This is a genomic window from Corynebacterium sp. UMB6689, from assembly GCF_030215295.1.
Classification (GTDB): Bacteria; Actinomycetota; Actinomycetes; order Mycobacteriales; family Mycobacteriaceae; genus Corynebacterium; species Corynebacterium aurimucosum.
In genome coordinates this window covers 163,346-189,313 of the sequence record NZ_JASOLS010000003.1, presented here as the reverse complement: position 1 = coordinate 189,313, position 25,968 = coordinate 163,346, and the positions used below count along the sequence as shown (strand labels likewise).

Here is a 25,968-nt window from a genome sequence, read left to right as displayed (position 1 = left end):
GTGTCTTGTATGGCTTTGACTTTCGGCAGACTACCCAGCCGGTGGATAGCACGCAGGCCGGATTTAATGTGGCCTTCGGGCAGTGACCAGGCCGCCACTAGGGATAGTGCGGTGGTGTTGATATCGGCGTCGAGGCTGGGCATGGCCCCGACCCAGGTTTTATAGGTGGCTCTTCGGGCTTGAGCACGGGCCATCGCATGTGGATTATTAGGGTTGGTGGTGGAAAAGAAGAAGGTAGGCGGGCGTGTAGCAGTGGTGGTCATGGTATCTCCCCCGAGATAAACATGTATTAGAAGAAGTGTTCTAACCATGATTCTAGCGGCCACCGCCCCACATAGCCATAGCCAGCACTACATTCATGTCAAGTCGTCACTATAAACGGGGGTAGCCACCATGGGTTAGCCAGGACATTCGATGCCGAATGATTTGAGTGGCGTCGCCTGTGTCCGCAACGAAAGGAAGAAAATGCGTATTAAAGGCAGCCTTTTGAGCCCTGTCTGAAACCTCGCCGGTGTCAGGGATAGACTGGGCACAGTTAACCGCACGAACACGTATGAAGGGATTGTGAATGACTATCAAGGTAGGCGTCTTGGGGGCTAAAGGGCGCGTGGGCCAAGCAATCGTGGAAGGCGTTAATGCGGCAGAGGATTTGGAGCTAGTTGCTTCCATCGACCGCGGGACCCCGTTGGAGAAGCTGGTTGAATCGGGTGCCGAGGTCGCCGTCGACTTCACCCAGCCGGCATCGGTCATGGACAATCTAGAGTTTTGCATCGCACATGGCATCCACGCTGTTGTGGGGACCACGGGATTCGATTCAGAACGCCTAGCCAAGGTGGAGGGGTGGACTCAGAAAGAGGACGCCGGCAACGTTCTCATCGCCCCGAACTTCGCTATTTCAGCTGTACTGACCATGGTGTTTGCCGCGCAGGCGGCGAAGTTCTTTGACAGTGCCGAGGTAGTTGAATACCACCACCCGAACAAGCTCGATGCGCCGTCCGGTACCGCGGTTCACACTGCGCAGGGCATTGCAAAGGCTCGCCAGGAGGCAGGCTTGGACGCTATGCCGGACAAGACCGAGCAGTCTCTCGATGGAGCGCGCGGCGCAGACGTCGATGGTGTTCACGTCCACGCAGTCCGTATGCAGGGAATGGTGGCTCATGAAGAAGTTATCTTCGGCACTCAAGGCCAGTCCTTGACCATCCGTCAGGATTCCTATGACCGCTCTTCCTTTACCCCCGGTGTTCTGCTGGGTGTACGAGAAATTGCATCCCACCCAGGCTTGACCGTGGGACTTGAGAAGTACTTGGGGCTGTAATGGCAAAAGTCTCTGAGCTTGATGTCCAGCTCATTGCGGCAACCGCTTTCCATGCGCCGCGAGGAGTGGACTGGGAGGTTGATGAGGGGGCGTCGGAAAGCGAGGCTCTAGTCGAATTTGCCGGGCGCGCCTGTTATGAGTCCTTCGACAAGCCGAATCCCCGTACCGCCTCAAATCAGGCCTATCTGCACCACATTCTGGAGGTCGGCCACGATGCATTGCTGGAGCATGCCACAGCGACGCTTTATATACGGGGACTGTCGCGGTCGGCGTCGCACGAGCTGGTTCGCCACCGTCATTTCTCCTTCTCGCAGCTCTCGCAACGTTTCGTGCATTCCGAGGAAGCAGAGGTAGTTCTGCCCAAATTCATTGCGGAGGATGAACAGCTCACGCGGTTGACCTTGCAGGTGGCCGACGAAGCGAGGTTTGTCTACGAGGAGCTCCTTGACGCTCTCGAGTCCAAGCTGGAAGAGGAGCCAAATGCATTGCTGCGCAAGAAACAGGCTCGACAAGCAGCGCGTGCGGTATTACCCAATCTCACGGAATCCCGCATCGTCGTGACGGGAAACTATCGCGCGTGGCGTCACTTTATTGGCGCGCGGGCGACTGAACAGGCCGATACAGAGATGCGCCAGCTCGCCGTCACGTGTTTAAAGCTCTTGCGGGAGCAATCGCCGGTGCTTTTCGACGACTTCCATATCACCACCCTGGCTGACGGTACCGAAATGGCCTCGAGTCCCTACGCTTAAAGCACTCAGTAGGAGACTCGCGCACGACCCCGATGCGGCCAATGGGGGCGAAAGCAGGTAATCTTGATGCCTATGAGCACAGGTATGACAGCACAGGCAGGCGTCGACACCTTCGGACGCGTAGGCGTAGCTATGGTCACTCCATTTGACCAGGACGGCGGCTTGGACGTGTCCGCTGGTCGTCGCCTAGCAGCTCATTTGGTTGATAACGGCGTAGATTCGCTCATTTTGTCTGGGACCACGGGCGAATCACCGACGACGTCGTTGGATGAGAAACTGGAGCTGTTCGCAGCTGTAAAGGAAGAGGTAGGCGGCCGCGCTAAGTTGTGCGCTGGTGCGGGAACTAATAACACCGCCACCAGTATTGAGGCAGCGCGCGCTTTCGCTGATGCGGGAGCAGACAGCCTTCTGGTCGTGACCCCGTATTACTCCAAGCCTTCCCAGGCTGGTGTGTACGCGCACTTTACTGCTGTGGCTGACGCCGTGGACCTCCCAATTTGTCTGTACGACATTCCTGGCCGCTCGGGCATTCCGATTGAGACGGAGACCCTTCTTCGCCTCGCGGACGTGCCGAACATAAAGGCTGTTAAAGACGCCAAGGGCGACCTTGTAGCAGCCGCACCGCTTATCCAGGAAACCGGTTTGGCATGGTACTCCGGAGATGACGGACTGAACTTGCCGTGGCTGGCCCTCGGTGCTTCGGGCGTTATTTCCGTGATTGGCCATATTGCACCGCGTGCCCTGGCTGATCTCTACGTAGCCTTTGACGAAGGCGATATCGCACGTGCGCGAGAGATCAACGCGAAAACTTTGTCCCCGCTCGTCGAGGCGCAAGGCCGCCTCGGAGGAGTAACTCTTGTTAAAGCTGCCCTGCGCCTGCAGGGTATTGAAGTTGGAGATCCTCGTCTCCCAGTATCCGCGGCGGACGCGGAGGAGATTGAGGCTCTTCGCCACGATTTGGAAAAGGCTGGAGTCCTTTAAGAATGACTGAATCCCGTAATCGCTCCCGCAAGGTAACCCGTAAGGCGGGTCCGCCTTCGGAGACTGAGACCGCCTCGAATGAGGCGGCTTCGCCGGTTTTCCAAGCGCCGAACGAATCGGCTGCTTCCGGCGCCACCTCTAAGGAGTCTGGAAACTCTGACGACGGCAACCGTCGTTCCCGTTCTCGTGGTTCCCGTGGCGGCCGTGGTCGCGGCCGCGGCGGCAACAACAACCACAACAACGGCAATAGCAACAACGGTGGTCGTAACAACCGTAACCGCAACAACAACCGCGGTCGCCGCAATGTGCCCAAGTCCATGCAGGGCGCGGACTTGACTAAGCGTCTGCCAGAGCCGCCGAAGCAGCAGAAGGATTCGCTGCGTATTTATGCTCTGGGCGGTATTTCTGAGATCGGTCGAAACATGACCGTCTTCGAGTACCAGGACGAAATGCTCATCATCGACTGTGGTGTGCTCTTCCCGTCCTCCGGTGAGCCGGGCGTGGACCTGATTCTCCCGGACTTTGGCCCGATTGAGAAGAAGATTCACAAGGTCAAGGCGCTCGTCGTCACCCACGCACACGAGGACCACATCGGTGCGATTCCGTGGCTGCTGAAGCTGCGCCCGGATATCCCGATCGTGGCTTCGCGTTTCACCATTGCGCTGATCGCGGCCAAGTGTAAGGAGCACCGCCAGAAGCCGAAGTTCGTAGAGGTCAACGAGAAGTCCGATGTGAACTACGGTCCGTTCCGCTGCCGTTTCTGGGCAGTGAACCACTCCGTCCCGGATGCGCTTGGCGTCATGCTGGGTACCCCGGCCGGCAACATCATCCACACCGGTGATATCAAGCTGGACCAGACCCCACTGGATAATCGTCCGACGGATCTGCCGGCCCTGTCGCGTTACGGCGATGAGGGCGTGGACCTCATGCTGTGTGACTCCACCAACGCCAACATTCCGGGTGTGTCCGCCTCTGAGGGCGACATTCCGGCAACATTTAAGCGGCTGGTGTCTGGGGCCAAGCAGCGCGTGATCATCGCCACCTTCGCCTCCAATGTTTACCGCGTGCAGGCGGCTATCGACGCCGCCGTGGCCGCCGGCCGCAAGGTTGCCTTCAACGGTCGCTCCATGATGCGCAACATGGAAATTGCGGAGAAGATGGGCTTCCTCAAGGTGCCGCGCGGCACCATTATCCCGATCGATGAGGCAGCCAAGATGGCTCCGCACAAGGTGCTGCTCATCACCACCGGTACCCAGGGTGAGCCGATGGCGGCGCTGTCCCGCATGGCACGCCGCGAGCACCGCCAGATCACGGTTCGCGATGGTGACCTCATCATCTTCTCCTCCTCCCTGATTCCGGGTAACGAGGAAGCCGTGTTTGGCGTTATCAACATGCTCTCTCAGATTGGTGCTGAAGTCATCACCAACAAGGAAGCTAAGGTTCACGCCTCCGGCCACGGCTACGGGGGCGAGCTGCTCTTCCTTTACAACGCTGCCCGCCCGAAGAACGCGATGCCGGTGCACGGTGAGTGGCGCCACCTCCGCGCGAACAAGGAGCTGGCTATTTCCACCGGTGTGGCCCGCGACCGCGTGGTCTTGACTCAGAACGGTGTTGTCGTCGATCTGCGCAACGGCCGCGCTGAAGTTGTCGGCCAGATCCCTGTGGGCAACCTCTACGTCGATGGTGTGTCGATGGGTGATGTCGACGCAGATACCCTGGCGGACCGCACCAACCTGGGTGCTGGCGGCGTTGTTTCCATCACCTGCGTCATTGATAACCGCACCTCGCGCCTGCTCGAGCACCCGACGGTGTCCACAACGGGCTTCTCCGACGATGACCGCGGAATCGTGCCCGAGGTGGCTGAGATGGTGGAGAACACCATGAATGACCTCGCAGCGGAGGGTGAGAACGATACCTACCGCATGGTGCAGAAGCTGCGCCGCAAGGTGTCGAAGCTCATGGATTCCAAGTACAAGCGCGAGCCGGTGATTCTGCCGACCATTGTGCCGACGAACTCGGATATCTTGCTGCCTGACGACGACGAAGTTCACGCTTCCCGTGAATCGCTCTAGGCTTTAGGCCAACAGCGCCCCAGCGTTCCCGTCTTTGGTGGGTATGCTGGGGCGCATGTCGTTTTCCTCAAGCGAGCGCGCCAAAATGGTGGCGTTATTTCATGAACTTGGTCCCGACGCACCGACGTTGTGCGTGGGCTGGTCGGCCCATGACCTCATAACGCATTTGTGGGTTCGTGAGAACCGCCCTGATGCTGCGATCGGGGCTTTTATCCCGGCACTGTCTTCTCATGCTGATGACATCGCTAGGAAGATTCGTGCGCAGAAGGCATATGAGGAGCTTGTTGATTCCTGGGGTAGGGGAGCGGGCAGACTGAATCCTTTGCGCTATGCGGACTCGGTGTTCAATGCTGCGGAACACTTTGTCCATCATGAGGATCTTCGCCGCGCCAATGGTCACACTGAACCGCGGGATTTGTCACGAGCCGCACACGCCGAGCTTCGTGCGCCGTTGAAACTACTAGGCACACGGCTGTTATCACGTTCTCGCCGTCCTGTCGTGCTGGAACCACAGGGCTTTCCACCGATCGTGGCCGCGGATAAGCGGCACGTTTCGGAGCAAGGCGATGCAGTGGTGCGGGTGCGTGGCACCGTGGCCGAATTGCTTTTGTGGGCTTTCGGCCGCGAGGCCGCGCGGGTTGAGATCGAGGGCGATACCTCCGCCATCGTTAGGTCAAGCCTGTAGGCTGAACTGCGAAAATTCTTTAGCATGCGCGTGTGGCGCATGTGGTTAATGGTGCGTTTGCTACTAGAGTGGCAGGCATGTCTGTCAAGAACGCTCCGTCTCGCGCCTCCGGTCGAGGTCGCACCGTAAATCGGGCGCGGCCGTCGGGCCGCACAAGCTACTCGCTGACGTCTGCAACCCGCGCTGCCGAGACCTCCGAGGAGAGGACCGGCAGCGCCTTTCGTGCCGTTGGCCGCGGACTCGGCAGCGTTTTTGGCGCCACCGCCAAGGGCATGGGAAGCATGGCGCGGGGAGTCGGGCATGGCCTCGCTGGGCTTAAGCCAGCTGAAGCGGGAAGCCGGGACGAGGATCTCTACGATTCTGCTTATGATGCGCCCCATGATGAGGGGGCAATTGATGATTACGACGAGTTGAGGGAGCCAGGGGAAATTTCTGGACGCGCGAAGAATAAAAAAACTAGCAAGAGGGCAGAGGGCGCTGCTTCGTCGAAGAGCAAGGTGACCCGGGCCCACGACGTCGACGGTGATATGCCGACGACCGTTATGGAGCGCCCTACTCGCATGGAGAAGAGCATTCGTGTCTCTAATCCAGATGCGGTTGCGCTCGTGCTGATTGGTGTGGCCATCATCCTTGCCTGTGCAACGTGGTTCCAAGTCGCCGGCATTATCGGTGAATACCTCACCAATGCTGTTCGCTACGTCATTGGTGCAGGCGCCTATGTCCTTCCCGTGGCATTGATTGCGGTTGCCATCGCGCTCATGATGGACCTGTCCGGTCCTGCGGGCCATTTCAAGCCGCGCGTCGTGGGCGGCACCGCCCTCATCGTGGTATGCATGCTCAGCCTCATCCACATCTTTGCTGGGCTTCCGAAGCTGACCTGGAATAACAATGCCGCCGGAGAGGCCGGTGGTGGCATCGGATATCTAGTTGGCGAGCTATTGGTAGCGGCCTTCTCCAGCTACGTGGCAGTGCCACTGCTTTTCCTGCTCATCGTGTACGGAGCGCTCAATATCACTGGCATCACCCTGCGCGAGGCATATGACTTCGTGGCCGCCCAGTTCTCCGCGCTCCTCGGCGGACTCCGTGATCGGAAGAACCGCTCAGATGAGGGGCTGCTTGACGACGCCCCCGCGGACGATTACGGCTACGCCAGCGAGGACATTGACGCCATCGCCGAAGGGCGCGAGCGTCCCGCACGCCCGGCGTATACTCCGCGCCCGCGCCCGAAGCTGACACCGAAGCAGCCCCCGAGGCAGATGCCGGATGAGAATGCCACGGTTTCCTTTGACTCCGCGGCACAGCCAGTATCCCAGGAGCCGGTACAGCACGGCCGCCCAAGCTTTGATAGCCGAGTCGATGACACAGATGAGATCCCTGTCGTGTCGGAACCGGAACCTGCTCCGCAGTCGGAGCAGACGGCGGCACCGCAGCCAGTATCCAAACCAGCACCGAAAAAGCGTCCCCGCGTGGACGTCGGTGGTGCCGCCGGTGCAGCACTGGGAGCGGCGGCTGCCGAGGCGTCGGCAAGCGCAGCGTCGGCTGGCTCAGCGGGAGAGGACGTGGTCTCCGCCGCTCATTCCGAGGCAGTGCGCATATTCCAGGAACGATCCGGACGTGATGCGCGAACGGGTGCCAAGATTGAGGATGAAGCCCAGAGCGTAGCCGAAGAAACACCCGCAGCTCCGAGTGGTGCGGAAGACACTGCCCTGGGCGGCGGCTACGATGTGCCGACGACGGACCTGCTCACCGCCGGCAAACCTGCGAAGGCACGCACGGAGGCTAACGATCGCATCATCGAGGCCATCACCGAGGTCTTTGAAGAATTCAAGGTCGATGCCCAGGTAACCGGTTTTAGTCGTGGTCCGACAGTCACGCGCTATGAGATCGAGCTGGGCCCTGGCGTCAAGGTCTCGAAGATTACAAACCTGCAGTCCAACCTGGCCTACGCCGTCGCGACGGATAACCTGCGCCTGCTCACCCCGATTCCGGGCAAGTCCGCAGTTGGCATTGAGGTGCCCAATGCGGACCGAGAGATGGTGCGTCTGCGCGATGTCTTGGATTCCCCGGCACTGCGCGCCGACCATGACCCCATGCTGATCGGCTTGGGCAAGGACATCGAGGGTCAATACACCTCTTTCTCCGTAAAGAAGATGCCGCACCTGCTTGTGGCCGGCGCAACCGGTTCGGGCAAGTCGGCGTTCGTGAACTCCATGCTGGTCTCGCTGTTGACCCGCGCGACGCCGGAAGACGTCCGCCTCATCCTCGTCGACCCGAAGATGGTGGAGCTCACGCCGTACGAAGGTATCCCGCATCTCATCACTCCCATCATCACGCAGCCGAAGAAGGCTGCGGCGGCCCTGCAGTGGCTGGTGGAGGAGATGGAGCAGCGCTACATGGATATGCAGGCTGCCCGCGTGCGCAAGATCGAGGACTTCAACCGGAAGGTCCGCAGTGGCGAATACCAGGCTCCTGCCGGCTCCCAGCGAGAGATGCGCCCGTACCCGTACATCGTGTGCGTCGTGGATGAGCTCGCAGACCTCATGATGACAGCCCCGAAGGAAATCGAGGATTCCATCGTCCGCATCACCCAGAAGGCGCGCGCAGCCGGCATTCACCTTGTGCTCGCAACGCAGCGCCCGTCCGTGGACGTTGTGACCGGTCTTATTAAGACCAACGTTCCTTCTCGTCTGGCTTTTGCGACGTCCTCGCTTACGGACTCTCGAGTCATCCTGGATCAGGGTGGAGCCGAGAAGCTCATCGGTATGGGCGATGGCCTCTTCATCCCGCAGGGCGGCCGCCCCGTGCGTATGCAGGGTGCGTTCGTCTCCGACGAGGAGGTGCAGGCGGTTGTCGACGCCGCGAAGGCACAAGGCTCGCCGAACTACACGGAAGGTGTGACGGACGATAAGGCCTCGGAGGCGAAGAAGGAGATCGACGAAGAGATCGGCAAGGATATGGACGACCTCTTGGAGGCCGTCGACCTTGTGGTCACCTCCCAGCTGGGCTCCACGTCGATGCTCCAGCGCAAGCTGCGCATCGGCTTTGCCAAGGCCGGTCGACTCATGGACCTCATGGAGTCGCGCGGTGTGGTTGGGCCTTCCGAAGGCTCCAAGGCGCGTGAGGTATTGGTCAAGCCGGAGGAGCTCGACACCATCATCTGGATGATCAAGGGCGCTGACCCAGCAGAGGCCCCGAAGGAGGTCCAAGACGCTGAAGATGCCGGCGGGGTAGATGACGCTGAAGCCGATACCCGCACCGTAGAAATCTCCGCTAACCCCTCCACAGGTGCGTTCTAAGCTCCGTGTAGGATAGGACGAGTCTTGGAGGGGAGTACCCCAATCCACGGCGTCGATCGTCAACACGGCAACTGCGGTACAGTTCCCGGTCGCGCCGGCTAGCGGGACTGTGCATAGAGCCTGCTAGCGGGGGAGACCTCCGGTCTTTATTGTCGTGTCGACCGGAGGGATAACTCATTATGCATGTGCCACTATGGGTCTGGGCCATCACCATCGCGGTGATCTTGGGCTTTTTTGTTTTCGATTTCTATAGCCACGTCCGCTCACCCCACGAGCCCAGCATCAAGGAATCCGGTGGGTGGACACTGTTCTACATGGCCGTCGCCGTTGTCTTTGGCGGAGTTGTATGGGTGCTGTGGGACAGTGAACATGCGGCACAGTTCTACACCGGTTGGGTGACGGAACAGGCGTTGAGCGTGGATAACCTGTTCGTGTTCTCGCTCGTCATGGGCTCCTTCAAGATTCCCCGCAGGTATCAGCAGAAGGTCCTGCTCATCGGTATCGTCCTAGCGCTGGTTTTCCGCCTTGTCTTCATCTTGATGGGCGCGGCCATTATTGCGGCATGGTCGGATGTCTTCTACCTGTTTGCCATCTTCCTTATTTACACCGCAGTCAAGCTGCTCATCGATGAGATCAACGGGACGCCCGAGACCGACCCCAACGACATGCTGGTAGTCAAGTGGCTGCGCAAAGTGGTCCATGTGACCCCGCGCTACCACGGTGACAAGCTCACCCACCGTGAGGAATCCGGTGAGAAGAAGGGCAAATTCGCCCTGACGCCGCTTTTCGTTGCTTTGGCGGCTATCGGGCTGATCGACGTCATGTTTGCCTTCGACTCCATCCCAGCTATCTACGGCATTACCTCGGAGCCTTTCCTCGTCTTTACCACCAATGCCTTCGCTCTCATGGGGCTGCGCCAAATGTTCTTCCTCATTGATGGCCTGTTGGACCGCCTGGTCTACCTGCCTTATGGCCTGGGTATTATCTTGCTGTTCATTGGTGTCAAGCTGCTCTTCCACGCTCTGCACGAGAACAACTTGCCCTTCATCAATGGAGGTGAGAATGTCAGCGCAGTACCGGAGATTACGACCCTTGTGTCGCTACTGGTCATCGTCGGCGTCCTCCTGGTTACGGTGTTGCTGTCAGTGTGGAAGGACAAACGTGACCAAGCCCAGGGTGGCGTGGTGGTTTCTCACAACCACTATGATTGGGACGATTTTGGCAACAAGATCGTACGCAACAAGGAGGGCGAGCTCGTCGGCAAGGCGGACGAACTTCCCAAGTCCGAGCTGCCTTAAACTCGGGCCGCGGGGATTTAGAAGGAATTAATAACGGGATTCCACTCGCGGAAAGCGCGCCCAGTAACAGCGCCTTCGGTGTAGAAGGGATCCTGGTCCATGAGGGCGATGACATCGGCCACCTTTACGGACTCATCCTCAAATTGCAGGACGATGAGCGCCCCGCCCTTGGAATCGGTGTAGGGGCCAGAGCCACAGATCTGGCCCTTGTCGTGGAGTGCGCCGATGAATTCGCGGTGCTTCGGGCGCACCTCAGCAATAACCGGGTTAGCTGGATTGTATTCATAGGAAACTGCGAAATACTTCATACCGACCATGGTAGTGCTCGCCCGAGGGGCAGGCAGGCCACGGTAGGATGAAGAGCGTGAATGATTCTCAGGCTGCGCACAAGCAATCTCAAACTACGGATGTTAACCCCGAGGTCTCCAATTGGAACCTGCCCAACATCCTGACCAGTTTGCGCATCCTCTTTATCCCCTTGTTTGCCTGGCTAGTGCTTGCCGGCCATGAGTGGTGGGCTTTCCTCTGCTTCGCGCTCTTGATGCTCACGGATAAGTTGGATGGCGATATTGCACGCGCGCGTGGGCTCATTACAAACTTTGGCAAGATTGCGGACCCTATCGCGGACAAAGCCCTGATGACTGCGGCCTTCGTGTGCCTCAATATCACCGGGGCTTTGCCGGTGTGGATCACCGTGCTGATTCTGTTTCGCGAATTCGGCATTACGATTTGGCGCTTCTTCTTGCTGCGTCAAGGGAAGGTGGTGCCGGCTTCCCAGGGCGGAAAGCTCAAGACGGCTCTGCAGACCTTGGCGGTGGCGTTGTATCTTTGTCCGCTGCCAGGGTGGATGGACCTTCCGAGCCTCCTCGTTATGTTGGCCGCCGCCTTCGTTACCGTCCTGACCGGCATCCAGTACCTCATTGATGGCCATAGGGAGAACCAATGAGCATCGAGGCGCAACTAGTATCCACGCTCAGCGAACGCGGTGAAACTGTGGCGTTCTGTGAGTCCCTTACTGCTGGTCTAGCCGCTGCGACTGTGGCGTGTATCCCGGGAGCCTCGGCGGTGCTGCGGGGTGGGCTGGTGACGTATGCGACAGAGGTCAAGGCTCATTTTCTCAACACCACCGTGGAAGAACTTGAGGAGCAAGGCGTGGTGTCTGCTGCGACTGCTGCGCAGATGGCTGAGGCGGCGGTCGTTGAAACGCGTGCAGATTGGGGGGTAGGGCTGACTGGTGTAGCCGGGCCGGACCTCCAGGAAGGCAAACCCGCGGGCACGGTGTACGTGGGGTTATGCGGGAGGGGTGGCGGGGGCGTCGCCAAGCGCGGCGTCCTTTATGAGCTTCCTGCTGAGGGGCGCAACGCGATTCGTTTCGCTGCAGTTGAGGCGGCATTGAGTCTTCTCCTATCAACTCTTGAAGAAAATTAGTTGATTGCGGGAACAAGGAGGGGTGCTGGGCCGTTGTAGGAAGTGATGAACACTTCAGTTGCATTACTTGATAAGCCCACCCAGTCCCCGGCGCGGTCGGCGCGGACTCCTGAGCCGCTGCTGCGCGAGGCCCTTGGATTAACGCTTCGCGCCTTCCGTGCGGATAAAGGCGTGACCCTCCGCGAACTCGCCAGTGTGGCGCGTGTTTCCCCGGGATATCTTTCGGAGCTGGAGCGTGGCCGCAAGGAGGTTTCCTCCGAGCTGCTGGCCTCTGTCTGCCATGCACTCGATGTCAGCGTCTCCGATGTCCTCATTGAGGCGGCCGGCTACATGGCGTTGCCGTCGATGGATGAGGAACTTGCCTCCACCGCGCCAGCTGCATCCGAGTTATAGAACTGCGGCGTAGCTCTCCTTGCTTCGCTAATATTAGGCAGGCAGAGAATACTCTGATTACCCATTTATCTACACAACGAACTGCTGAGAAAGGCACCTTCTGTTATGGCGAATCCATTCGTAAAGGCCTGGAAGTACTTAATGGCTCTCTTTGACTCGAAGATCGAAGAGAACGCTGATCCGAAGGTACAGATCGAGCAGGCAATCGAGGACGCGCAGCGCCAGCACCAGGAGCTATCCCAGCAGGCCGCTGCGGTGATTGGTAATCAGCGTCAGCTGGAGATGCAGCTCAACCGTCGTCTTAGTGAGATTGAAAAGCTGCAGCAAAACACCCGCAACGCTCTCAGCTTGGCGGACAAGGCCCGTGCTGAGGGTGACGTGCAGAAGGCTACCGAGTATGAGAACGCAGCGGAAGCCTTTGCCGCCCAGCTGGTAACCGCGGAGGAGTCTGTTGAAGACACCAAGAAGCTGCATGATCAGGCACTGCAGCAGGCGGAGCAGGCTAAGAAGGCCGTCGAGCGCAATGGCATGGCTTTGCGTGAGAAGGTTAACGAGCGCTCGAAGTTGCTGTCCCAGCTCGAGCAGGCCAAGATGCAGGAGAAGGTCTCCGACTCCCTTAACTCGATGAACGAGCTTACCGCGAATGGCAACACGCCTTCCCTAGATGCCGTGCGCGATAAGATTGAGCGCCGCTACTCCAAGGCTTTGGGTCAGGCGGAGCTCGCGGAGAACTCTGTGTCGAACCGAATGCATGAGATTGAGCAGGCCGGTGTGCAGCTGGCTGGCCACTCCCGTCTTGAGCAGATTCGCGCCGAGATGAACAATCCGAAGGCTGTAGAGGGCAACTCCCAGCAGGCAATCGGTTCGGCTGAAGCTAAGGCTCAGCCGAACGTGCAGGATGATGCCGTCCAGGCTCGCCTGCGTGAGCTGCGCGGTGAATAGAGTTTAGTCTCCGACGCCGCGCGCTTGCAGGGCCTCGCCCATGGCGCGTGCGCGACGGATCGAGCGAATGATAACCGGGGTGCCAAAGGCGGTTAGTGATGCCGTGGCACCCCGGGCTTTTCGTGCGTCCAGCACCTCGACGACCGTTCCTAGCATCAGGGGAAGTAAACGAATGGTCAGGGACATCGCTAGCGTGATGTTCTCAACGGGGACCCCGAGGCGCCCCAGAGGAGCCAGGGCGCGATCCAGGGAGTCCATCATCTCCGAGACCTTTGTGGTGAGTGTTAGCAGCACCGCCGCGCTAATGGCGGCGTAGATGGTGAGGAACATGATGGCAGCCGCCGTCAGGTCTTTCTGCCACCACTGGAACGCGGCGAGCGCGAGGAGAAGGTAGAGCGGCGGTGCGAGTTGGCCAAACGCAACGCGGAAAGGAACTCGGGCAATAGGGAAGAGGCCAAGGGGGAGAGCCAGGCTCACCGCCGCCCAAGGGATCGTGTGCACCGCCAGCGATGTTACGAGAATGAAGGCGATGAGTAGTAGGAATTTCACCGCGGCGGGGATGCGGTGAATGATGGTATCGGCGTCGACATAGAAGCCGAGTGGGATGTTCTTGGGCATGAGTTAGAGCGGGCGGGATTCCATAAGGTTCGTGTAGAAGGGGATGACCTCCTCGGGTGCTCCATCGGCAACGACGCTGTGGTTGTCTATGCACAGAACGCGATCGAAATCGGAGAGGAAGTCTAGATCGTGAGTGACGACGATGAGCTGTTGTTCCAGACGTGCGAACTCGCGGCGAATGCGGTCGCGGTTGCGCAGGTCGAGCAGGGTGGTTGGCTCGTCAGCGATGATGATGGTCGGTTCGATGACCAGTACTGAGGCCAGTGCAAGGAGCTGTTTCTGCCCACCTGAGAGCGTGTGCGGAGATTGCTCTGCCAAGGGGCCTAGGCCGAAGCGTTCGAGGGCGGCGTCGACACGCTTGGTACGTTCTTCCCGAGACAACTTGAGACGACGCAGGGAGAACTCCACGTCATCGCGTACCTGCGGCATGACGATCTGGTTCTCGGCATCAGAAAAGACGAAACCCACGCGGCGTCGGATTTCCTTGCCGTGCTTGGCGACGTCCAGGTTGTCCACCACCACCTGACCGCTGGTGGGGTCACCGAGTCCGTTGATGAGCCGAACGAGCGTGGACTTGCCGCCACCATTGGCACCGATAATGCCGATGCGCTGTTCGCTCAAGCAAAGTGAAATGTCTTTGAGTACGGGGGTTTCGTCGAAGGCGACGGAAACATTGCGGAAATCGATCTGCGGCACGGGAGCTACTTCGCTTGAGCGCGTCGACCCATCAGATCGGGGAATGCTGCATGAACACCGACCGCGATAATGACCATGACGGCGACCTTGATGAGATCGGGGATGATGAATGGGCCTTGGGCAATGATGGCAGCCCCGAAGGACATGTCAGAGCGTAACACTAGGCCCAGGCTTCCACAGAAATATTGCACAGCTAAGCCAACAAGACCAGCAATGGCGAGGATGGCGGTCATGCCTCCCTTGCCGCGCGGCGCCCGGTAGGCGATAAGACCGGTGATGGCCGGAGCGACCACATATCCAACGAGGTAGCCCACCGTGGGGCCGGCGATAGCACTTAACGCGCTGCGCCCGCCAGCCAGGATGGGAAGACCAACGAGGCCGAGAGCTATGAAAAGCAGGCCCACGAAGAGGCCGCGCCGGCCGCCGAGAACCAGGCCGGCCAGGATGATAACGGCATTTTGGAGAACGATGGGCACACCCGCGGTGGGGGTGGGGATGGAGACGAAAGCAAAGACTATGATGAGCGCGGTGAAGACCGCGACGTACGCGATGTCAGCCGCGACGGAATTCTTTTTCATGGGCCAAAGTTTATCCAGCGGGGTAACGGTGCAGCAAATGAGCCCTTTTGAACACCGTTCAAGCATGGGCTTTGGATCCCACGATCACCCCGAACGGGGTACCCTCGGGGCATGGCAGATAGGCAGGGACAAGCACGGTTTAACGATGTGATGCACCTAAGCGTGCGCGGGGGTGCAATAACACTTCTCTCCGGCTTGGTCATAGGTAGTCTGACTGGATGTTCGTTGATGAATTCCGCGAATGTCATTGAAAATATCGATAGGGCAGCCGGGGTGAAGGAGGGGGATCCTGGCAGCGTGGACATGCAGATCGGTGACATCTTTGATTCCGAGTATGAACGGGTGATCTTAATTTGCCCCGGTGCTTCCGAAAAAGATGTCCTAGCGGCGAGCGAAGGTACCTGGCAGGGCGGTAGTGATGAGGACGATGAGTGGGTGCCGCCTGCTGCGGGGCAGGTTGAGCTCTACCGGGATGTGCAAAGGCCCGGGTATTCCTCATTCATGAGCAGTAGGGCTGACCTTGACGAGCTAGACATGTGTGGTCAACTAGGGGAGGAGGTGGCCGTTCTTCCAGCTTCTGAGAAGGTGACTTTCTCTCGGCAGGAGCAGGGTGGCCCGTGGGTGCTCCAGTAACGGACTTGGCGCCCTGGACACGCGTCACGGCAGAATGGCCAATCGAACACTTGTGTGTGTATTGTGGGGACGTGGTCCGGTGAGCGCGTTAGGGTGCTTTCGTGGCTTGTGGTGAGGGTGAAAGGCTAATTGAGTCAAAGCCTGGGAACCAAAGTCACGAGGCGGCAGTCTAACTAGGTGCCACCTTTAATTAACACTCAAGCATTAACACGCACGTATTAACGAGCAAGAATGCACAACAACTGACGCACGATAGTGAGGAAATGAATGGCTACGAAGAAGAAGTCCTCGACGGCGAACAAGGGCGATGATCGTCAAAAGGCCCTTGATGCCGCAATGGCGATGATTGAGAAGGATTTTGGTAAGGGCGCCGTCATGCGTTTGGGCGATGATGACCGCCCGCCAATCCAAGCCATTTCCTCCGGCAACACAGCTATCGATATCGCATTAGGCGTCGGCGGTTTCCCGCGTGGGCGTATCGTGGAGATTTATGGCCCGGAATCCTCGGGTAAGACCACCGTTGCGCTGCACGCCATTGCATCGGCGCAGAAAACTGGTGGCATCGCCGCATTTGTCGATGCTGAGCACGCTCTCGATCCGGAGTATGCGCGCCTACTCGGCGTGGATACGGACAACCTGTTGGTTTCCCAGCCAGATACCGGTGAGCAAGCTTTGGAAATCGCCGATATGCTGGTGCGTTCCGGTGCCATTGACATCATTGTCATTGACTCGGTCGCGGCGCTGACACCGAAGGCTGAGATTGAGGGCGAGATGGGAGATAGCCACGTTGGCCTTCAGGCGCGCCTCATGTCCCAAGCGCTGCGCAAGATGACCGGTGCTCTGTACAACTCGGGCACCACCGCCATCTTCATCAACCAGCTGCGTGAAAAGATCGGCGTAATGTTTGGCTCGCCGGAAACCACGACGGGTGGTAAGGCGCTGAAGTTCTACGCCTCGGTGCGTTGCGATATTCGCCGAATCCAGACCCTGAAGGATGGTCAGGATGCCATTGGTAACCGCACCAAGCTCAAGGTTGTGAAGAACAAGGTTTCCCCGCCGTTCAAGATCGCTGAGTTCGACATCATGTACGGCGAGGGCATTTCGCGCGAGTCTTCCATCATTGACTTGGGCGTCGAACACGGCTTCATCAAGAAGTCTGGCTCGTGGTTTACCTATGAGGGCGACCAGCTGGGCCAAGGCAAGGAAAAGGCCCGTAACTTCCTCAAGGACAATCCAGATCTCGCGGATGAGATTGAAAAGAAGATCTTCGTCAAACTCGGCGTTGGTGCCGCCGCTGCCGAAGCGGGCGAGGATGTAGCGATGGACGTGCCGGGCGCGGACGATCCGCTGACGGATGAGGCTGTGGATCTTGTACCGAACGTCGATTTCGACGACGACTAATCGGAATCAATGCCACAACCTTCACCAGAGAAACTCGAAAAGCTGCGTCGCGCTCTCGAAGCCTACGAGTCGGGTGACGCCGGCGGGCAACTCATTGACGCGGAAGCCGAAGCGGCGAAGACACCCGTGCGTTCCCGTGCTCTAGGTCTACTGGATCAGCGGGCGCGTTCCCGCAAGGAGCTGCGTGACCGGCTCGTCGCTGCGGACTTTGAGCCAGAGGTCGTTGACACTGTCGTCGATGACTTAGCAGGGGCAGGGCTTGTTGATGATGAAGCCTTTGCCAAGGAGTGGGTGCGTCAGCGTCACGCCCGGCGAGGAAAATCGGCCCGGGCCCTCAACCTCGAATTGAAGGAGAAGGGCGTCGAGGCTGCCGACCGTGCCATAGCTTTAGAGCAGATCACTGAAGAATCTGAAGAGGCTGTCGCCCGCCAGGTAGCTGAAAAGAAGGCGCGAACCCTCAAGAGGGTTCCCGCTGACCGGCATGAGAGGGACAAGTTCTTGCGTCGCATCGTTGGCACGCTCGCGCGGCGTGGCTATAACCAGGAACTCGTTATGCGTATCTCCATTGAGGTCTTGGACGCACGCATTGCCGAACTTAAGGCATTATGAGTAGTCGGATGGGCCAGTTAGAATGTCCCCCCGTGAACTCCCCCGTAACTAATTCCCAGCCCCGCACCTATGAGGTGCGGACTTTCGGCTGCCAAATGAACGTTCATGACTCAGAGCGCATCTCCGGCCTGCTTGAGGAAGCCGGCTATTCGGCGGCACCGGAGGGCACTGAGCCTGACCTCATCGTTTTCAATACTTGCGCCGTGCGCGAGAACGCCGATAAGCGCCTGTACGGCACGTTGGGTGCGTTAAAGAAGACGAAGGAAAACCACCCGGGCATGCAAATCGCGGTGGGTGGCTGCTTGGCGCAGAAGGATAAGGACACAGTCCTTGACCATGCGCCGTGGGTAGACGCTGTTTTCGGAACCCACAACATGGCTGCCCTGCCGGCATTGCTGGAGCGTGCCCGCCACAACGATGAGGCCCAGGTCGAGATCGTCGACGCCCTGGAGGCCTTCCCGTCTGTGCTCCCGGCAAAGCGCGAATCCGCTTATGCCGGGTGGGTATCGGTATCCGTGGGCTGCAATAACACCTGTACCTTCTGCATTGTTCCCTCGTTGCGCGGCAAGGAAGAGGACCGCCGCCCAGGTGATATCCTCGCAGAGGTTCAAGCACTGGTGGACCAGGGCATGTCCGAGGTGACCTTGTTGGGGCAAAACGTCAACGCCTATGGTGTCAACTTCGCCGACCCGGATCTGCCGCGGGACCGCTTCGCTTTCTCCAAGCTGCTGCGGGAAGTAGGCAAGATTGAGGGCCTTGAGCGCCTCCGCTTTACCTCCCCACACCCTGCCGAGTTTACGTCCGATGTTATCGATGCCATGGCGGAGACCCCAGCGGTGTGCCCACAGCTGCACATGCCGCTTCAGTCTGGTTCGGACAAGGTGCTCAAGGACATGCGCCGTTCCTATCGCACGAAGAAGTTCCTGGGCATTCTCGATGAAGTGCGAGAGAAGATGCCGCATGCTGCCATTACGACGGATATAATTGTGGGCTTCCCTGGCGAGACAGAGGAAGACTTCGAGGCCACTCTAGAGGTGGTGCGCCGCGCCCGCTTCGCGTCCGCCTTTACCTTCCAGTACTCGCCGCGCCCAGGCACCCCGGCTGCGGAAATGGAGAATCAGATACCGAAAGAGGTCGTGCAGGAGCGCTTCGAGCGCTTGGTAGCGCTGCAAGACTCCATCCAGGCTGAGGAAAACGCGAAGCTCGTCGGTTCCGATGTGGAGCTTCTGGTTCAGGCGGAAGGTGGTCGTAAGTCCGCCGAGACTCACCGCCTTACCGGCCGCGCCCGCGATGGTCGCCTCGTTCACTTCGCTCCCGTCGATCCTGCGGGCAAGGACATTTCCGCGGAGATTCGTCCCGGTGATGTCGTGCACACCACCGTGACGGGTGCGGGCTCCTTCTTCCTGGTTGCTGACTCCGGCGTCAGCGAGCACCGCCGCACGAAGGCCGGCGATATGTCGGCGGCAGGGCAAACACCTACGACGGCTCCGATTGGGGTGGGGCTGGGGCTGCCGGGCGTCGGCAAGCCCAGCGCGCCGGCTGATTCTTGCGGCTGTTAGAAGAGAGTAGGCTCCGGTTCTATGAGTGATGACTTGAAGCAGGTGCGCGACGCCGTCGCGGCAGAGAAGCGTGCAGCGAGGACCATTGAACTGGGAAAGCACAAATACGCGCTCATCGTATCCGTCCTGGCGTGGGTAGCGTACCTGGTGCTTCCTTATGCTGGCGAGGCTCGCGGATGGGAAGCGCTCTTCGTCGGAGGAACCGTTGAGGGAGTCCGGATCTCGCTTATGGAGACCGTCAGCGCCTGGCTAGCGTTGGGTGGCGTGGGTATTCTGACCACGGCCACACTCCTCGCGCGGCGGACGTCTGTAGCTCTCGCCGCATGGATGATGGTGACCATCTCCTTTTTCGTCAACTTATGGGGCTTCTGGTACCGCGGCGGCGCCGCTGAGGGTGCTTCCATCGGCATGTACGTGGGTGCTATCTCGACGTTGGTGGCCTTTCTTGTGTACTGCCAAGTTGCGTTGCGCCGCAACCCTGAGCAGCTAGCCGCCGCTGAGCGTGTCCGTGAAGTCTCGGGGCAGCTTGACCACGTGGGTGTCTTGCAAAACGAAGCCGCGACTGAGCTGCCAGCGGAGCAGAACCCGCTGCTTATCGACGACCGCCGCGCACGCGCCGCCTCACGCCACCGCCGTCAGCAGGGCGAGGAATAAGCGCTACGAGATTCGTGTTGTGGAGTGCATGACTACACTCTTCGACTCACTTGAATTGGGACGGCTAACCCTGCCAAACCGCGTGACCATGGCAGCTTTGACCCGCTCACGAGCAGGCCGTGACGGTGTCCCCACACATGTGCACGAGACGTACTACACGCAGCGCGCTTCCATGGGCCTTATCGTGACAGAGGGCGTATTCCCCTCGGTGACGAGCCGCGCCTTTCCTGGCCAGCTCGGTGTCGAAACTCCAGAGCAGATTGCCGGGTGGCGTCGCGTGACGGAGTCCGTCCATGAGGCCGGCGGACGCATTTTCATGCAGGTAATGAATGGCGGGCGCCTGTCTCATGCCAGTCTCCTAGAAGGGGCACAGCCGGTAGCGCCCTCCGCAGTGGCCTCTGGGACTGCGGTCAGAGATTTTGAGTCCCGCAAAGAGTGCCCGGTTCCCCGAGCCCTCGACGTTGAAGAGCTACCTCGCATCATCGGAGAGTTCCGTCAGGCCGCTCGCAACGCCATCGACGCAGGGATGGATGGCGTAGAGATCCATGGCGCCAATGGCTACCTTCTGCATCAATTCCTTTCCCCGAGCTCCAATCACCGAGAGGATGCTTATGGTGGAAGCCCAGAGAATCGCTATCGCCTCGTGGAGGAAATCCTCCGTGCTGTGGCCGAGGAGATCGGTGCAGACCGTCTCGCACTGCGGCTGTCGCCACAACACAATATTCAGGGCATCGAGGAAACTGACGCCGCGGATGTGCTTGCCACGTATGGAGGGCTGCTCCGTGCAAGTGAAGACCTCGGTCTGGCCTATGTTTCCTTTCTCCACGCAGAGCCCACCGGTGAGCTCATTACTGAGCTGAGCACCCTTGCACGCGCTAACGGGCGCACCCGCGTCATCCTGAATTCGGGATTTGGCCAGGTCACCCAGCGTGCCGAAGCCGAGGAGCTGGTTCAGCATGGTGATGCGGTGGCCGTGGGCCGCTTGGCCATCTCGAACCCGGACCTCGTTCGCCGCTGGCAGGAGCAGCTTCCAATCACCGCGCCGGACGAAGGAACGTTTTACACAGGTGGGGAGCGCGGCTACACCGATTATCCGCTCTACACGGTGAGCTCGTAGGCGCTGCTGGCGGAGATGATATGCGCGCCGAGGCGCGCGTAGAGCGCATTCATCGCTGGATCAGCTTGGGCCACAGAACAGTACGCCCGGCGAACGGTGGGCCAGTGGTGTGTCACCGCGTACTGAGCATGCTGCTTGGCGCGCGTGGCCAGTCCGCGCCGGCGGTAGACGCGGTCGGTGACTGTGAGAGTCCACTCGCACACTTCGGGGTCTGCATCGCCGTGGCGCGACAGCTCCGTGAGTGCGACAACTCGACCGCGCTCGAGAATGCCGACGAGCAACGTGTGAGCCTTCCGGGAGCGTAGCCGGGCGTAAGCTTCGTTGAGGCGTTGCCGCGTCCACACGATGGGCTCAACGCTCAAGTCACCGTACACGGCGTCGGCGGAGGCAATGGTGAGCAAGCGGAGGACATCATCCAGAAGCTCTTTCGGGATGTCATAGTCCGGCCACACTTGCGCACCGAGCACCGGGGCAGTGGGCTGGATGTCGACGTACATCTGACGCTCGGCGTGCTTCTGGCGAAACCCCAGTTCGAGGTAGGCCTGCGACATCGGATCGTAGGTATGGTCCGCGTCCGGCGGATACAGCATGCCAACCTGGGCATTCTTGCGGCCCAGTTGGCGGGTAAGCCGGAGTGCCTCGCGGGCGAGGGCTCGCGTAACGTCGAGAGCCTCTGGCTCTAGTTCCTCCCCAGGCAAGGGCAAGAGATCCGCGGCGAGAACGCATTCGATATCGGCGTTGTCCGTTTCCTCCAAGAGAGGAAGTGAGATATGGATGAAACCGTCGAAGTCGATTTCTGGGCTGGGCTCGGCTGCTGAAATGACCGGCAGCCCCAGTTCTCCTGCAGTGCCCATAGCAGCGGTAGTGAGCCCGAAAAGGTAAGTCACGGACTCTGCGGAGCCTTGCAATCGCTGGAGCACACGGCGTGGAGAGCCACTGGCCGCGGGATCACCGCTGGCTTCCTGTGCGGCAAGGTTAGCGTCGAAGACAAAGCTGCGGAGGCAATCCGCCGGCTCAGCGTGTGCCGAGCCCGGCGGGGCGACTATCTGAACGAACACTCAGACTGGGAGCCGCTACTTATCGTTGACAGCAGCCGCAGCGGCATCCGCGAACTCCTGCCATTGCTGCGCCTGGGCGCGCAGTTCCTCTGCCTTTTTGGCATTGCCCTTGGCGTCTGCGGCCTCCGCCTGTGCAGTGAATTCATCCACCTTGGCTTGGAACTGGGCCACGCGGGCTTGGGCCTCTGGGTCCGTCCGGCGCCATTGTGAATCCTCGGCGTCGCTCACGCGCTTTTCCAAAGCCGAGATCTTAGACTCGTATTCGCGCACCTGCTTGCGCGGGACGAAACCAATCTCTTCCCACTTTTCCTGCAGCTCCCGCAGCTTGGCCTTTGCAGCGTCGATGGACTTGGATGGATCAATCTGGGAGTCATATTCCGCAATGAGCGCGTCTTTGGCGGCGGCGTTTTCTGCGAATTGCTTATCCCGTTCGTCGTTGACCGCGTTGCGGGCGTTGAAGAAGTGGTCCTGCGCGGCACGGAAGCGGGCCCAGAGTTTATCGTCGATCTCGCGGGGAGCGCGGCCAGCGGCCTTCCACTCCGTCATGAGGTCACGGTAAGCACGCGCCGTTTCACCCCAGTTGGTGGATTCCTTAATAGCCTCCGCGCGCTCCACTAGCTCTTCCTTCTTGGCGCGGGCTGCAGCGCGGTTGCGATCGAGCTCGGCGAAATGCGAGCCCCGACGACGGTTAAAGGAATCGCGGGCGCGGGAATAGCGCTTCCACAGTGCATCATCCGTCTGACGGTCGATGCCACGAATCTGCTTCCACTCCTCGAGGATGGCGCGAATGCGGTCGCCGGCGGCCTTCCACTCCGTCGAGTTGGCGGCGATGTCCTCGGCCTCGGCCGCCAGCTTTTCCTTCTTGGCGATTGCCTCTTCGCGGCGGCGAGCCTTGTTAGCCTGCGCCTGCTCGCCGGCCTCCACGGAATGCTCAATGACGGTGCTCAGGCGCTTGTCCAAGGCGGCAATATCACCAATCACTGCCTGCGTGGGCAGGGAGTCCCGGAGCTCTGCCGCGGTTGATTTGATCGACGCTGCATCGTCCGGATGCGCCTGCAGGCGGGATTCCAGCAGCTCGATTTCGGTAGACAGATCGTCGTAGCGGGCGCCAAAGTGCGCCAAGCCTTCTTCTGGGGTGCCTGCCTGCCATTCGCCGATCTTGCGTTCACCTTCGGGCGACTTCACAAAGACCGAACCATCAGCATCAACGCGGCCCCATTTAGCGGGATCATTCTTTGCCGGCTGCACCGGTCGTGCGGCGGGGGCGGAAGCCGACGGGCCGGGACGAGCGCCCTTGCGGGGCATGGCTCCAGGAGAAGGAATAGCGGACATGGTAGGAAACCACCTTCGGTACTATCGCGCCGCGCGACACGGCTGCCAAAACTTATGTGACACAACACTACCGTTTCCGCCGTGCAGCCGCGTGTTAACCCCGAAAAACAAACCTTATAGGATGGGAGTTGATGCAGAATCTCATGGTTATGCCAGCCTCCCCGGCTCTGGCGGAAGAACTCTCTCCCGGCGATGACGCTTCGCGCGCGCTGCTCGGCGCGGCCTGCGAGCTCGCTCGCGATGCCGCACGCATAAGCGGCGGAGGCCCTCTCAAGGTAGATATCGTGGGATCGCGTGATACTCGGTGGCGCACCGAGCATACGGGAAGCTTGCGAGCATGGGGAGCGCCGCAGGTCGACGTCGGCGGAGGCAACTTTCTGCCAGAAATCATGGCCCGCTACGTGCTTTGTCGCGCGCTTGCCCACACACCCGATGAACCAGGCTTCGTGGTGGAGGATTCCCGCGCTGAACTCGGTGAGGTCCGTCCCGCCCGCCTGACCGTTGTCTGTGTTGATGGCTCAGCAGGCCTGACCAAACGCGCGCCACTAGCCCTCGTCGACGGCGCACGGGATGCCCACCTGTGGTGCGAAAGCGTTCTTGCCGGCGGGGAAGCACACTGCGACGAGGCACGTCTGCGGTCCGCAGGTGTGCTCGAGACGAACCTCTGGGCACAGCTGGCAGGCGTGCACCCACGGCACGCGGAGCTTCGGGCAGCGGATTCAACCCTCGGGGTAGGGCGCTATGTGGCGGGGTGGCAGTGCTGATGACTCATACTCACCCGCACGCACCAACCCCCATTGCAGTGGTTGGCCCGACGGCCTCCGGAAAGTCGGCTCTCGGCGTAGCTCTTGCACACGAGCTTGACGGGGAAGTTGTCAACGTTGATTCGATGCAGCTCTACCGTGGCATGGACATCGGCACCGCCAAGCTAACGATGGAGGAACGCGAAGGTATCCCACACCATCAGCTCGATGTGTGGGACGTGACGGAAACGGCGTCGGTAGCACGCTATCAGTCCGCTGCCATCGCGGATATCGAGAGTATTCGAGCGCGTGGCAAGACTCCGATCTTGGTGGGCGGCTCCATGCTTTATGTCCAATCACTCGTGGATGATTGGCAATTCCCGCCCACTGATCCGCAGGTGCGCGCTCGCTGGGAAGCCCGGCGCCAAGAGATTGGTACCGATGCCTTGCACGCAGAGCTTGCCAGCGTGGACCCGGCAGCCGCGGCCATCATTGAAGATAAGGACCCGCGCCGTACCGTGCGCGCGCTGGAAGTCATCGAGCTTACAGGCAAGCCTTTCAAAGCCAGCCAGCCACCGAAGAACGCCCCGCCCCGGTGGGGCACGAGAATCCTCGGGTTGCGCACGGAAGCCAGCTGGTTGAACCCGCGCATCGAGCTGCGTAGCCGCCTCATGTTCGACAAGGGGCTGGTGGAGGAAGTGGAGAGCCTCCAAATCCGCGGCTTGAAGGCTGAGTCCACAGCCGGGCGGGCGATTGGCTATGCCCAAGTTCTCCAAGCACAGCGCGGAGAGCTGACATGGGAGGAGGCAGTGGAGCGCACTATCACCGGAACCCGCCGCTATGTGCGCCGCCAGCGCGCCTGGTTCAACCGCGATAAACGGATCCACTGGTTGGATGCCGCGGCTGACACGACCACGCAGGCTTTGCGTGTCCTCGAAGGGCGTTAGACTCTACAGCTATGAACTTTGCTAAAGGCCACGGAACTGAGAACGATTTCGTCATTGTGGAGGGAACCGAGCCGCTACCGCCGGAAAAGGTGGCGGCACTGTGTGACCGTCGAGCCGGAATCGGCGCCGACGGTGTACTGCGCGTCATCCGCGCTGGTGAACTGCTCGCTTCTGGAGAAATCGATGAGCTCGCGCCGGGTATTAACGCCGATGACTGGTTCATGGACTACCGCAACGCGGATGGCTCCGTGGCGGAAATGTGTGGCAACGGCACCCGCGTCTTCGCGCATTGGGTCCGTTCCCGTGGGTTGGTGGAAGAAGACACCTTCACCGTGGGCACGCGCGCCGGCGCCAAGCAGGTTACCGTGCACTCTTTCAGCGAGACTGAGGCCGAAGTTAGCGTGGAGATGGGACCAGCACAGGTGCTCGGTGTCTCCACGGCTGCGATGGCGGGGGAGAGCTTCGCCGGGCTAGGAGTGGACGTGGGAAACCCCCATTTGGCGGCTGTAATCCCGGGGCTTAGCGCAGAGGCCTTGGCTGGAAAGCGCCTTGAGCAGCCTGTCTTTGACACTGATTTTTTCCCGGCAGGCGTCAACGTAGAGCTGGTGACACCTTTGCGCGATGGTGTGATTCACATGCGCGTCTTCGAGCGCGGCTCGGGTGAGACTCGCTCGTGCGGCACCGGAACGGTGGCGGCAGCGTGCGCCGCGCTTGCCGATGCCTCCCAGGTCACCGGCCACGTCCGCGTCATTGTTCCGGGCGGCGAGGTAGAGGTGGACATCACCGAAGACGGCTCCACGCTGACGGGGCCTTCGCGCATCGTGGCAACTGGTGAAACTTCACTATAGGGCTTTTCGGGACGGC

The 25,968-nt window shown here is 60.0% G+C and carries 26 protein-coding genes and 1 pseudogene; 20 read left to right on the top strand and 7 right to left on the bottom strand.

The genetic code is table 11. The annotated features are described in order from the left end of the window. A pseudogene (locus QP363_RS02880) lies at positions 1-263 on the bottom strand (HNH endonuclease); the annotation flags it as partial. Between the two features lie 305 nt (positions 264-568). Here QP363_RS02880 and dapB point away from each other — a divergent pair. The 7 genes from dapB to QP363_RS02845 all read left to right on the top strand — a co-directional run bounded on the left by dapB (position 569) and on the right by QP363_RS02845 (position 10,396). Next, positions 569-1,315 (top strand): 4-hydroxy-tetrahydrodipicolinate reductase, encoded by a 747-nt coding sequence (gene dapB / locus QP363_RS02875; protein WP_070711328.1) that lies wholly within the window; start codon positions 569-571, stop codon positions 1,313-1,315. After that, positions 1,315-2,064, top strand: coding sequence for an FAD-dependent thymidylate synthase (gene thyX / locus QP363_RS02870; RefSeq protein WP_070711327.1), 750 nt, complete (start codon positions 1,315-1,317; stop codon positions 2,062-2,064). The genes dapB and thyX overlap by 1 nt, the downstream gene beginning before the upstream one ends. Positions 2,065-2,136: 72 nt before the next feature. Further along, a complete protein-coding gene (gene dapA, locus QP363_RS02865; RefSeq protein ID WP_284762327.1) occupies positions 2,137-3,045 on the top strand; it encodes a 4-hydroxy-tetrahydrodipicolinate synthase in 909 nt (302 codons plus the stop codon). A gap of 2 nt (positions 3,046-3,047) precedes the next feature. Continuing rightward, positions 3,048-5,117 (top strand): ribonuclease J, encoded by a 2,070-nt coding sequence (locus tag QP363_RS02860; protein ID WP_070719120.1) that lies wholly within the window; start codon positions 3,048-3,050, stop codon positions 5,115-5,117. Between the two features lie 43 nt (positions 5,118-5,160). Continuing rightward, positions 5,161-5,802: a TIGR03085 family metal-binding protein gene (locus tag QP363_RS02855; protein WP_070719122.1), complete on the top strand. Its 642-nt coding sequence runs from the start codon at positions 5,161-5,163 to the stop codon at positions 5,800-5,802. Positions 5,803-5,879: 77 nt separating this feature from the next. Beyond that, positions 5,880-9,098, top strand: coding sequence for a DNA translocase FtsK (locus tag QP363_RS02850; RefSeq protein ID WP_284762324.1), 3,219 nt, complete (start codon positions 5,880-5,882; stop codon positions 9,096-9,098). A gap of 179 nt (positions 9,099-9,277) precedes the next feature. Next, positions 9,278-10,396, top strand: a complete 1,119-nt coding sequence (locus QP363_RS02845) for a TerC/Alx family metal homeostasis membrane protein (protein ID WP_070644975.1) — start codon at positions 9,278-9,280, stop codon at positions 10,394-10,396. 17 nt (positions 10,397-10,413) lie between these two features. Here QP363_RS02845 and QP363_RS02840 read toward each other — a convergent pair whose 3' ends face one another. Next, positions 10,414-10,704, bottom strand: coding sequence for a YciI family protein (locus QP363_RS02840; protein WP_284762321.1), 291 nt, complete (start codon positions 10,702-10,704; stop codon positions 10,414-10,416). Between the two features lie 47 nt (positions 10,705-10,751). Here QP363_RS02840 and pgsA point away from each other — a divergent pair, with 47 nt between their 5' ends. From pgsA to QP363_RS02820, 4 genes are all read left to right on the top strand, one after another. Next, positions 10,752-11,342 carry a CDP-diacylglycerol--glycerol-3-phosphate 3-phosphatidyltransferase gene (pgsA, locus tag QP363_RS02835; RefSeq protein ID WP_284762320.1) on the top strand — a complete coding sequence of 197 codons (591 nt, stop codon included), beginning with the start codon at positions 10,752-10,754 and terminating at the stop codon, positions 11,340-11,342. Continuing rightward, complete coding sequence (locus QP363_RS02830; protein WP_070644971.1) at positions 11,339-11,824, top strand: nicotinamide-nucleotide amidohydrolase family protein; 486 nt, start codon at positions 11,339-11,341, stop codon at positions 11,822-11,824. Before pgsA ends, QP363_RS02830 begins: the two co-directional genes overlap by 4 nt. Before the next feature lie 45 nt (positions 11,825-11,869). Continuing rightward, positions 11,870-12,217 (top strand): helix-turn-helix domain-containing protein, encoded by a 348-nt coding sequence (locus tag QP363_RS02825; protein ID WP_284762318.1) that lies wholly within the window; start codon positions 11,870-11,872, stop codon positions 12,215-12,217. Between the two features lie 105 nt (positions 12,218-12,322). Further along, entirely contained in the window at positions 12,323-13,159 is an 837-nt protein-coding gene (locus QP363_RS02820) for a PspA/IM30 family protein (RefSeq protein WP_070446724.1), read from the top strand. 3 nt (positions 13,160-13,162) lie between these two features. Here the strand turns inward: QP363_RS02820 and QP363_RS02815 are convergent, their stop codons facing one another. Genes QP363_RS02815 through QP363_RS02805 form a run of 3 tightly spaced genes read right to left on the bottom strand, consistent with a single transcriptional unit; the run spans position 13,163 to position 15,051 of the window. Further along, positions 13,163-13,777 carry an energy-coupling factor transporter transmembrane protein EcfT gene (locus QP363_RS02815; protein WP_070446725.1) on the bottom strand — a complete coding sequence of 205 codons (615 nt, stop codon included), beginning with the start codon at positions 13,775-13,777 and terminating at the stop codon, positions 13,163-13,165. Between the two features lie 3 nt (positions 13,778-13,780). Continuing rightward, positions 13,781-14,473 carry an energy-coupling factor ABC transporter ATP-binding protein gene (locus tag QP363_RS02810; RefSeq protein ID WP_070446726.1) on the bottom strand — a complete coding sequence of 231 codons (693 nt, stop codon included), beginning with the start codon at positions 14,471-14,473 and terminating at the stop codon, positions 13,781-13,783. A gap of 5 nt (positions 14,474-14,478) precedes the next feature. After that, positions 14,479-15,051, bottom strand: a complete 573-nt coding sequence (locus QP363_RS02805) for a biotin transporter BioY (protein WP_284762317.1) — start codon at positions 15,049-15,051, stop codon at positions 14,479-14,481. A gap of 228 nt (positions 15,052-15,279) precedes the next feature. On the opposite strand from QP363_RS02805, the gene QP363_RS02800 reads away from it, so the two are divergent. The 6 genes from QP363_RS02800 to QP363_RS02775 all read left to right on the top strand — a co-directional run bounded on the left by QP363_RS02800 (position 15,280) and on the right by QP363_RS02775 (position 21,024). Next, positions 15,280-15,684 carry a hypothetical protein gene (locus tag QP363_RS02800; protein ID WP_070719132.1) on the top strand — a complete coding sequence of 135 codons (405 nt, stop codon included), beginning with the start codon at positions 15,280-15,282 and terminating at the stop codon, positions 15,682-15,684. A 267-nt stretch (positions 15,685-15,951) separates the two neighbouring features. Next, a complete protein-coding gene (gene recA / locus QP363_RS02795) occupies positions 15,952-17,085 on the top strand; it encodes a recombinase RecA (protein ID WP_284762315.1) in 1,134 nt (377 codons plus the stop codon). A gap of 9 nt (positions 17,086-17,094) precedes the next feature. After that, the gene (recX, locus tag QP363_RS02790) at positions 17,095-17,694 is read left to right on the top strand and encodes a recombination regulator RecX (RefSeq protein WP_284762313.1); all 600 of its coding nucleotides are present in this window, start codon (positions 17,095-17,097) and stop codon (positions 17,692-17,694) included. An 8-nt stretch (positions 17,695-17,702) separates the two neighbouring features. Continuing rightward, positions 17,703-19,253 carry a tRNA (N6-isopentenyl adenosine(37)-C2)-methylthiotransferase MiaB gene (miaB, locus tag QP363_RS02785; RefSeq protein ID WP_284762342.1) on the top strand — a complete coding sequence of 517 codons (1,551 nt, stop codon included), beginning with the start codon at positions 17,703-17,705 and terminating at the stop codon, positions 19,251-19,253. Between the two features lie 21 nt (positions 19,254-19,274). Continuing rightward, a complete protein-coding gene (locus QP363_RS02780; RefSeq protein WP_284762312.1) occupies positions 19,275-19,907 on the top strand; it encodes a hypothetical protein in 633 nt (210 codons plus the stop codon). Positions 19,908-19,935: 28 nt separating this feature from the next. Continuing rightward, positions 19,936-21,024 (top strand): alkene reductase, encoded by a 1,089-nt coding sequence (locus QP363_RS02775; RefSeq protein ID WP_284762310.1) that lies wholly within the window; start codon positions 19,936-19,938, stop codon positions 21,022-21,024. Here the strand turns inward: QP363_RS02775 and QP363_RS13720 are convergent. Together QP363_RS13720 and QP363_RS02765 are read right to left on the bottom strand one after the other, a co-directional pair. Then, complete coding sequence (locus QP363_RS13720; protein WP_284762308.1) at positions 21,006-22,082, bottom strand: GNAT family N-acetyltransferase; 1,077 nt, start codon at positions 22,080-22,082, stop codon at positions 21,006-21,008. The two genes, QP363_RS02775 and QP363_RS13720, sit on opposite strands and share 19 nt — an antisense overlap. A 15-nt stretch (positions 22,083-22,097) precedes the next feature. Beyond that, positions 22,098-23,414, bottom strand: a complete 1,317-nt coding sequence (locus QP363_RS02765; protein WP_070644957.1) for a DUF349 domain-containing protein — start codon at positions 23,412-23,414, stop codon at positions 22,098-22,100. Between the two features lie 131 nt (positions 23,415-23,545). On the opposite strand from QP363_RS02765, the gene QP363_RS02760 reads away from it, so the two are divergent. Genes QP363_RS02760 through dapF form a run of 3 tightly spaced genes read left to right on the top strand, consistent with a single transcriptional unit; the run spans position 23,546 to position 25,952 of the window. Beyond that, positions 23,546-24,178 (top strand): hypothetical protein, encoded by a 633-nt coding sequence (locus QP363_RS02760; protein ID WP_070644956.1) that lies wholly within the window; start codon positions 23,546-23,548, stop codon positions 24,176-24,178. Next, a complete protein-coding gene (gene miaA, locus QP363_RS02755) occupies positions 24,178-25,104 on the top strand; it encodes a tRNA (adenosine(37)-N6)-dimethylallyltransferase MiaA (RefSeq protein ID WP_070446946.1) in 927 nt (308 codons plus the stop codon). Before QP363_RS02760 ends, miaA begins: the two co-directional genes overlap by 1 nt. Before the next feature lie 11 nt (positions 25,105-25,115). Continuing rightward, positions 25,116-25,952: a diaminopimelate epimerase gene (gene dapF, locus QP363_RS02750; protein WP_070446736.1), complete on the top strand. Its 837-nt coding sequence runs from the start codon at positions 25,116-25,118 to the stop codon at positions 25,950-25,952. The last annotated feature ends 16 nt before the right edge of the window (positions 25,953-25,968 follow it).

Excerpts from the sequence above, each read along its gene's own strand:
- QP363_RS02855 (WP_070719122.1), top strand. The coding sequence starts at position 5,161 with ATGCTGGGGCGCATGTCGTTTTCCTCAAGCGAGCGCGCCAAAATGGTG.
- QP363_RS02805 (WP_284762317.1), bottom strand. The coding sequence starts at position 15,051 with ATGAAAAAGAATTCCGTCGCGGCTGACATCGCGTACGTCGCGGTCTTC.
- dapB (WP_070711328.1), top strand. The coding sequence starts at position 569 with ATGACTATCAAGGTAGGCGTCTTGGGGGCTAAAGGGCGCGTGGGCCAA.
- pgsA (WP_284762320.1), top strand. The coding sequence starts at position 10,752 with ATGAAGAGCGTGAATGATTCTCAGGCTGCGCACAAGCAATCTCAAACT.
- thyX (WP_070711327.1), top strand. The coding sequence starts at position 1,315 with ATGGCAAAAGTCTCTGAGCTTGATGTCCAGCTCATTGCGGCAACCGCT.
- QP363_RS02765 (WP_070644957.1), bottom strand. The coding sequence starts at position 23,414 with ATGTCCGCTATTCCTTCTCCTGGAGCCATGCCCCGCAAGGGCGCTCGT.
- QP363_RS02815 (WP_070446725.1), bottom strand. The coding sequence starts at position 13,777 with ATGCCCAAGAACATCCCACTCGGCTTCTATGTCGACGCCGATACCATC.
- miaA (WP_070446946.1), top strand. The coding sequence starts at position 24,178 with ATGACTCATACTCACCCGCACGCACCAACCCCCATTGCAGTGGTTGGC.
- dapF (WP_070446736.1), top strand. The coding sequence starts at position 25,116 with ATGAACTTTGCTAAAGGCCACGGAACTGAGAACGATTTCGTCATTGTG.
- QP363_RS02780 (WP_284762312.1), top strand. The coding sequence starts at position 19,275 with ATGAGTGATGACTTGAAGCAGGTGCGCGACGCCGTCGCGGCAGAGAAG.
- QP363_RS02760 (WP_070644956.1), top strand. The coding sequence starts at position 23,546 with ATGCAGAATCTCATGGTTATGCCAGCCTCCCCGGCTCTGGCGGAAGAA.
- QP363_RS02800 (WP_070719132.1), top strand. The coding sequence starts at position 15,280 with ATGAATTCCGCGAATGTCATTGAAAATATCGATAGGGCAGCCGGGGTG.
- QP363_RS02850 (WP_284762324.1), top strand. The coding sequence starts at position 5,880 with ATGTCTGTCAAGAACGCTCCGTCTCGCGCCTCCGGTCGAGGTCGCACC.
- QP363_RS02775 (WP_284762310.1), top strand. The coding sequence starts at position 19,936 with ATGACTACACTCTTCGACTCACTTGAATTGGGACGGCTAACCCTGCCA.
- QP363_RS02860 (WP_070719120.1), top strand. The coding sequence starts at position 3,048 with ATGACTGAATCCCGTAATCGCTCCCGCAAGGTAACCCGTAAGGCGGGT.
- miaB (WP_284762342.1), top strand. The coding sequence starts at position 17,703 with ATGGGCCAGTTAGAATGTCCCCCCGTGAACTCCCCCGTAACTAATTCC.
- QP363_RS02820 (WP_070446724.1), top strand. The coding sequence starts at position 12,323 with ATGGCGAATCCATTCGTAAAGGCCTGGAAGTACTTAATGGCTCTCTTT.
- QP363_RS02830 (WP_070644971.1), top strand. The coding sequence starts at position 11,339 with ATGAGCATCGAGGCGCAACTAGTATCCACGCTCAGCGAACGCGGTGAA.
- QP363_RS02840 (WP_284762321.1), bottom strand. The coding sequence starts at position 10,704 with ATGAAGTATTTCGCAGTTTCCTATGAATACAATCCAGCTAACCCGGTT.
- recX (WP_284762313.1), top strand. The coding sequence starts at position 17,095 with ATGCCACAACCTTCACCAGAGAAACTCGAAAAGCTGCGTCGCGCTCTC.
- dapA (WP_284762327.1), top strand. The coding sequence starts at position 2,137 with ATGAGCACAGGTATGACAGCACAGGCAGGCGTCGACACCTTCGGACGC.
- recA (WP_284762315.1), top strand. The coding sequence starts at position 15,952 with ATGGCTACGAAGAAGAAGTCCTCGACGGCGAACAAGGGCGATGATCGT.
- QP363_RS02845 (WP_070644975.1), top strand. The coding sequence starts at position 9,278 with ATGCATGTGCCACTATGGGTCTGGGCCATCACCATCGCGGTGATCTTG.
- QP363_RS02825 (WP_284762318.1), top strand. The coding sequence starts at position 11,870 with ATGAACACTTCAGTTGCATTACTTGATAAGCCCACCCAGTCCCCGGCG.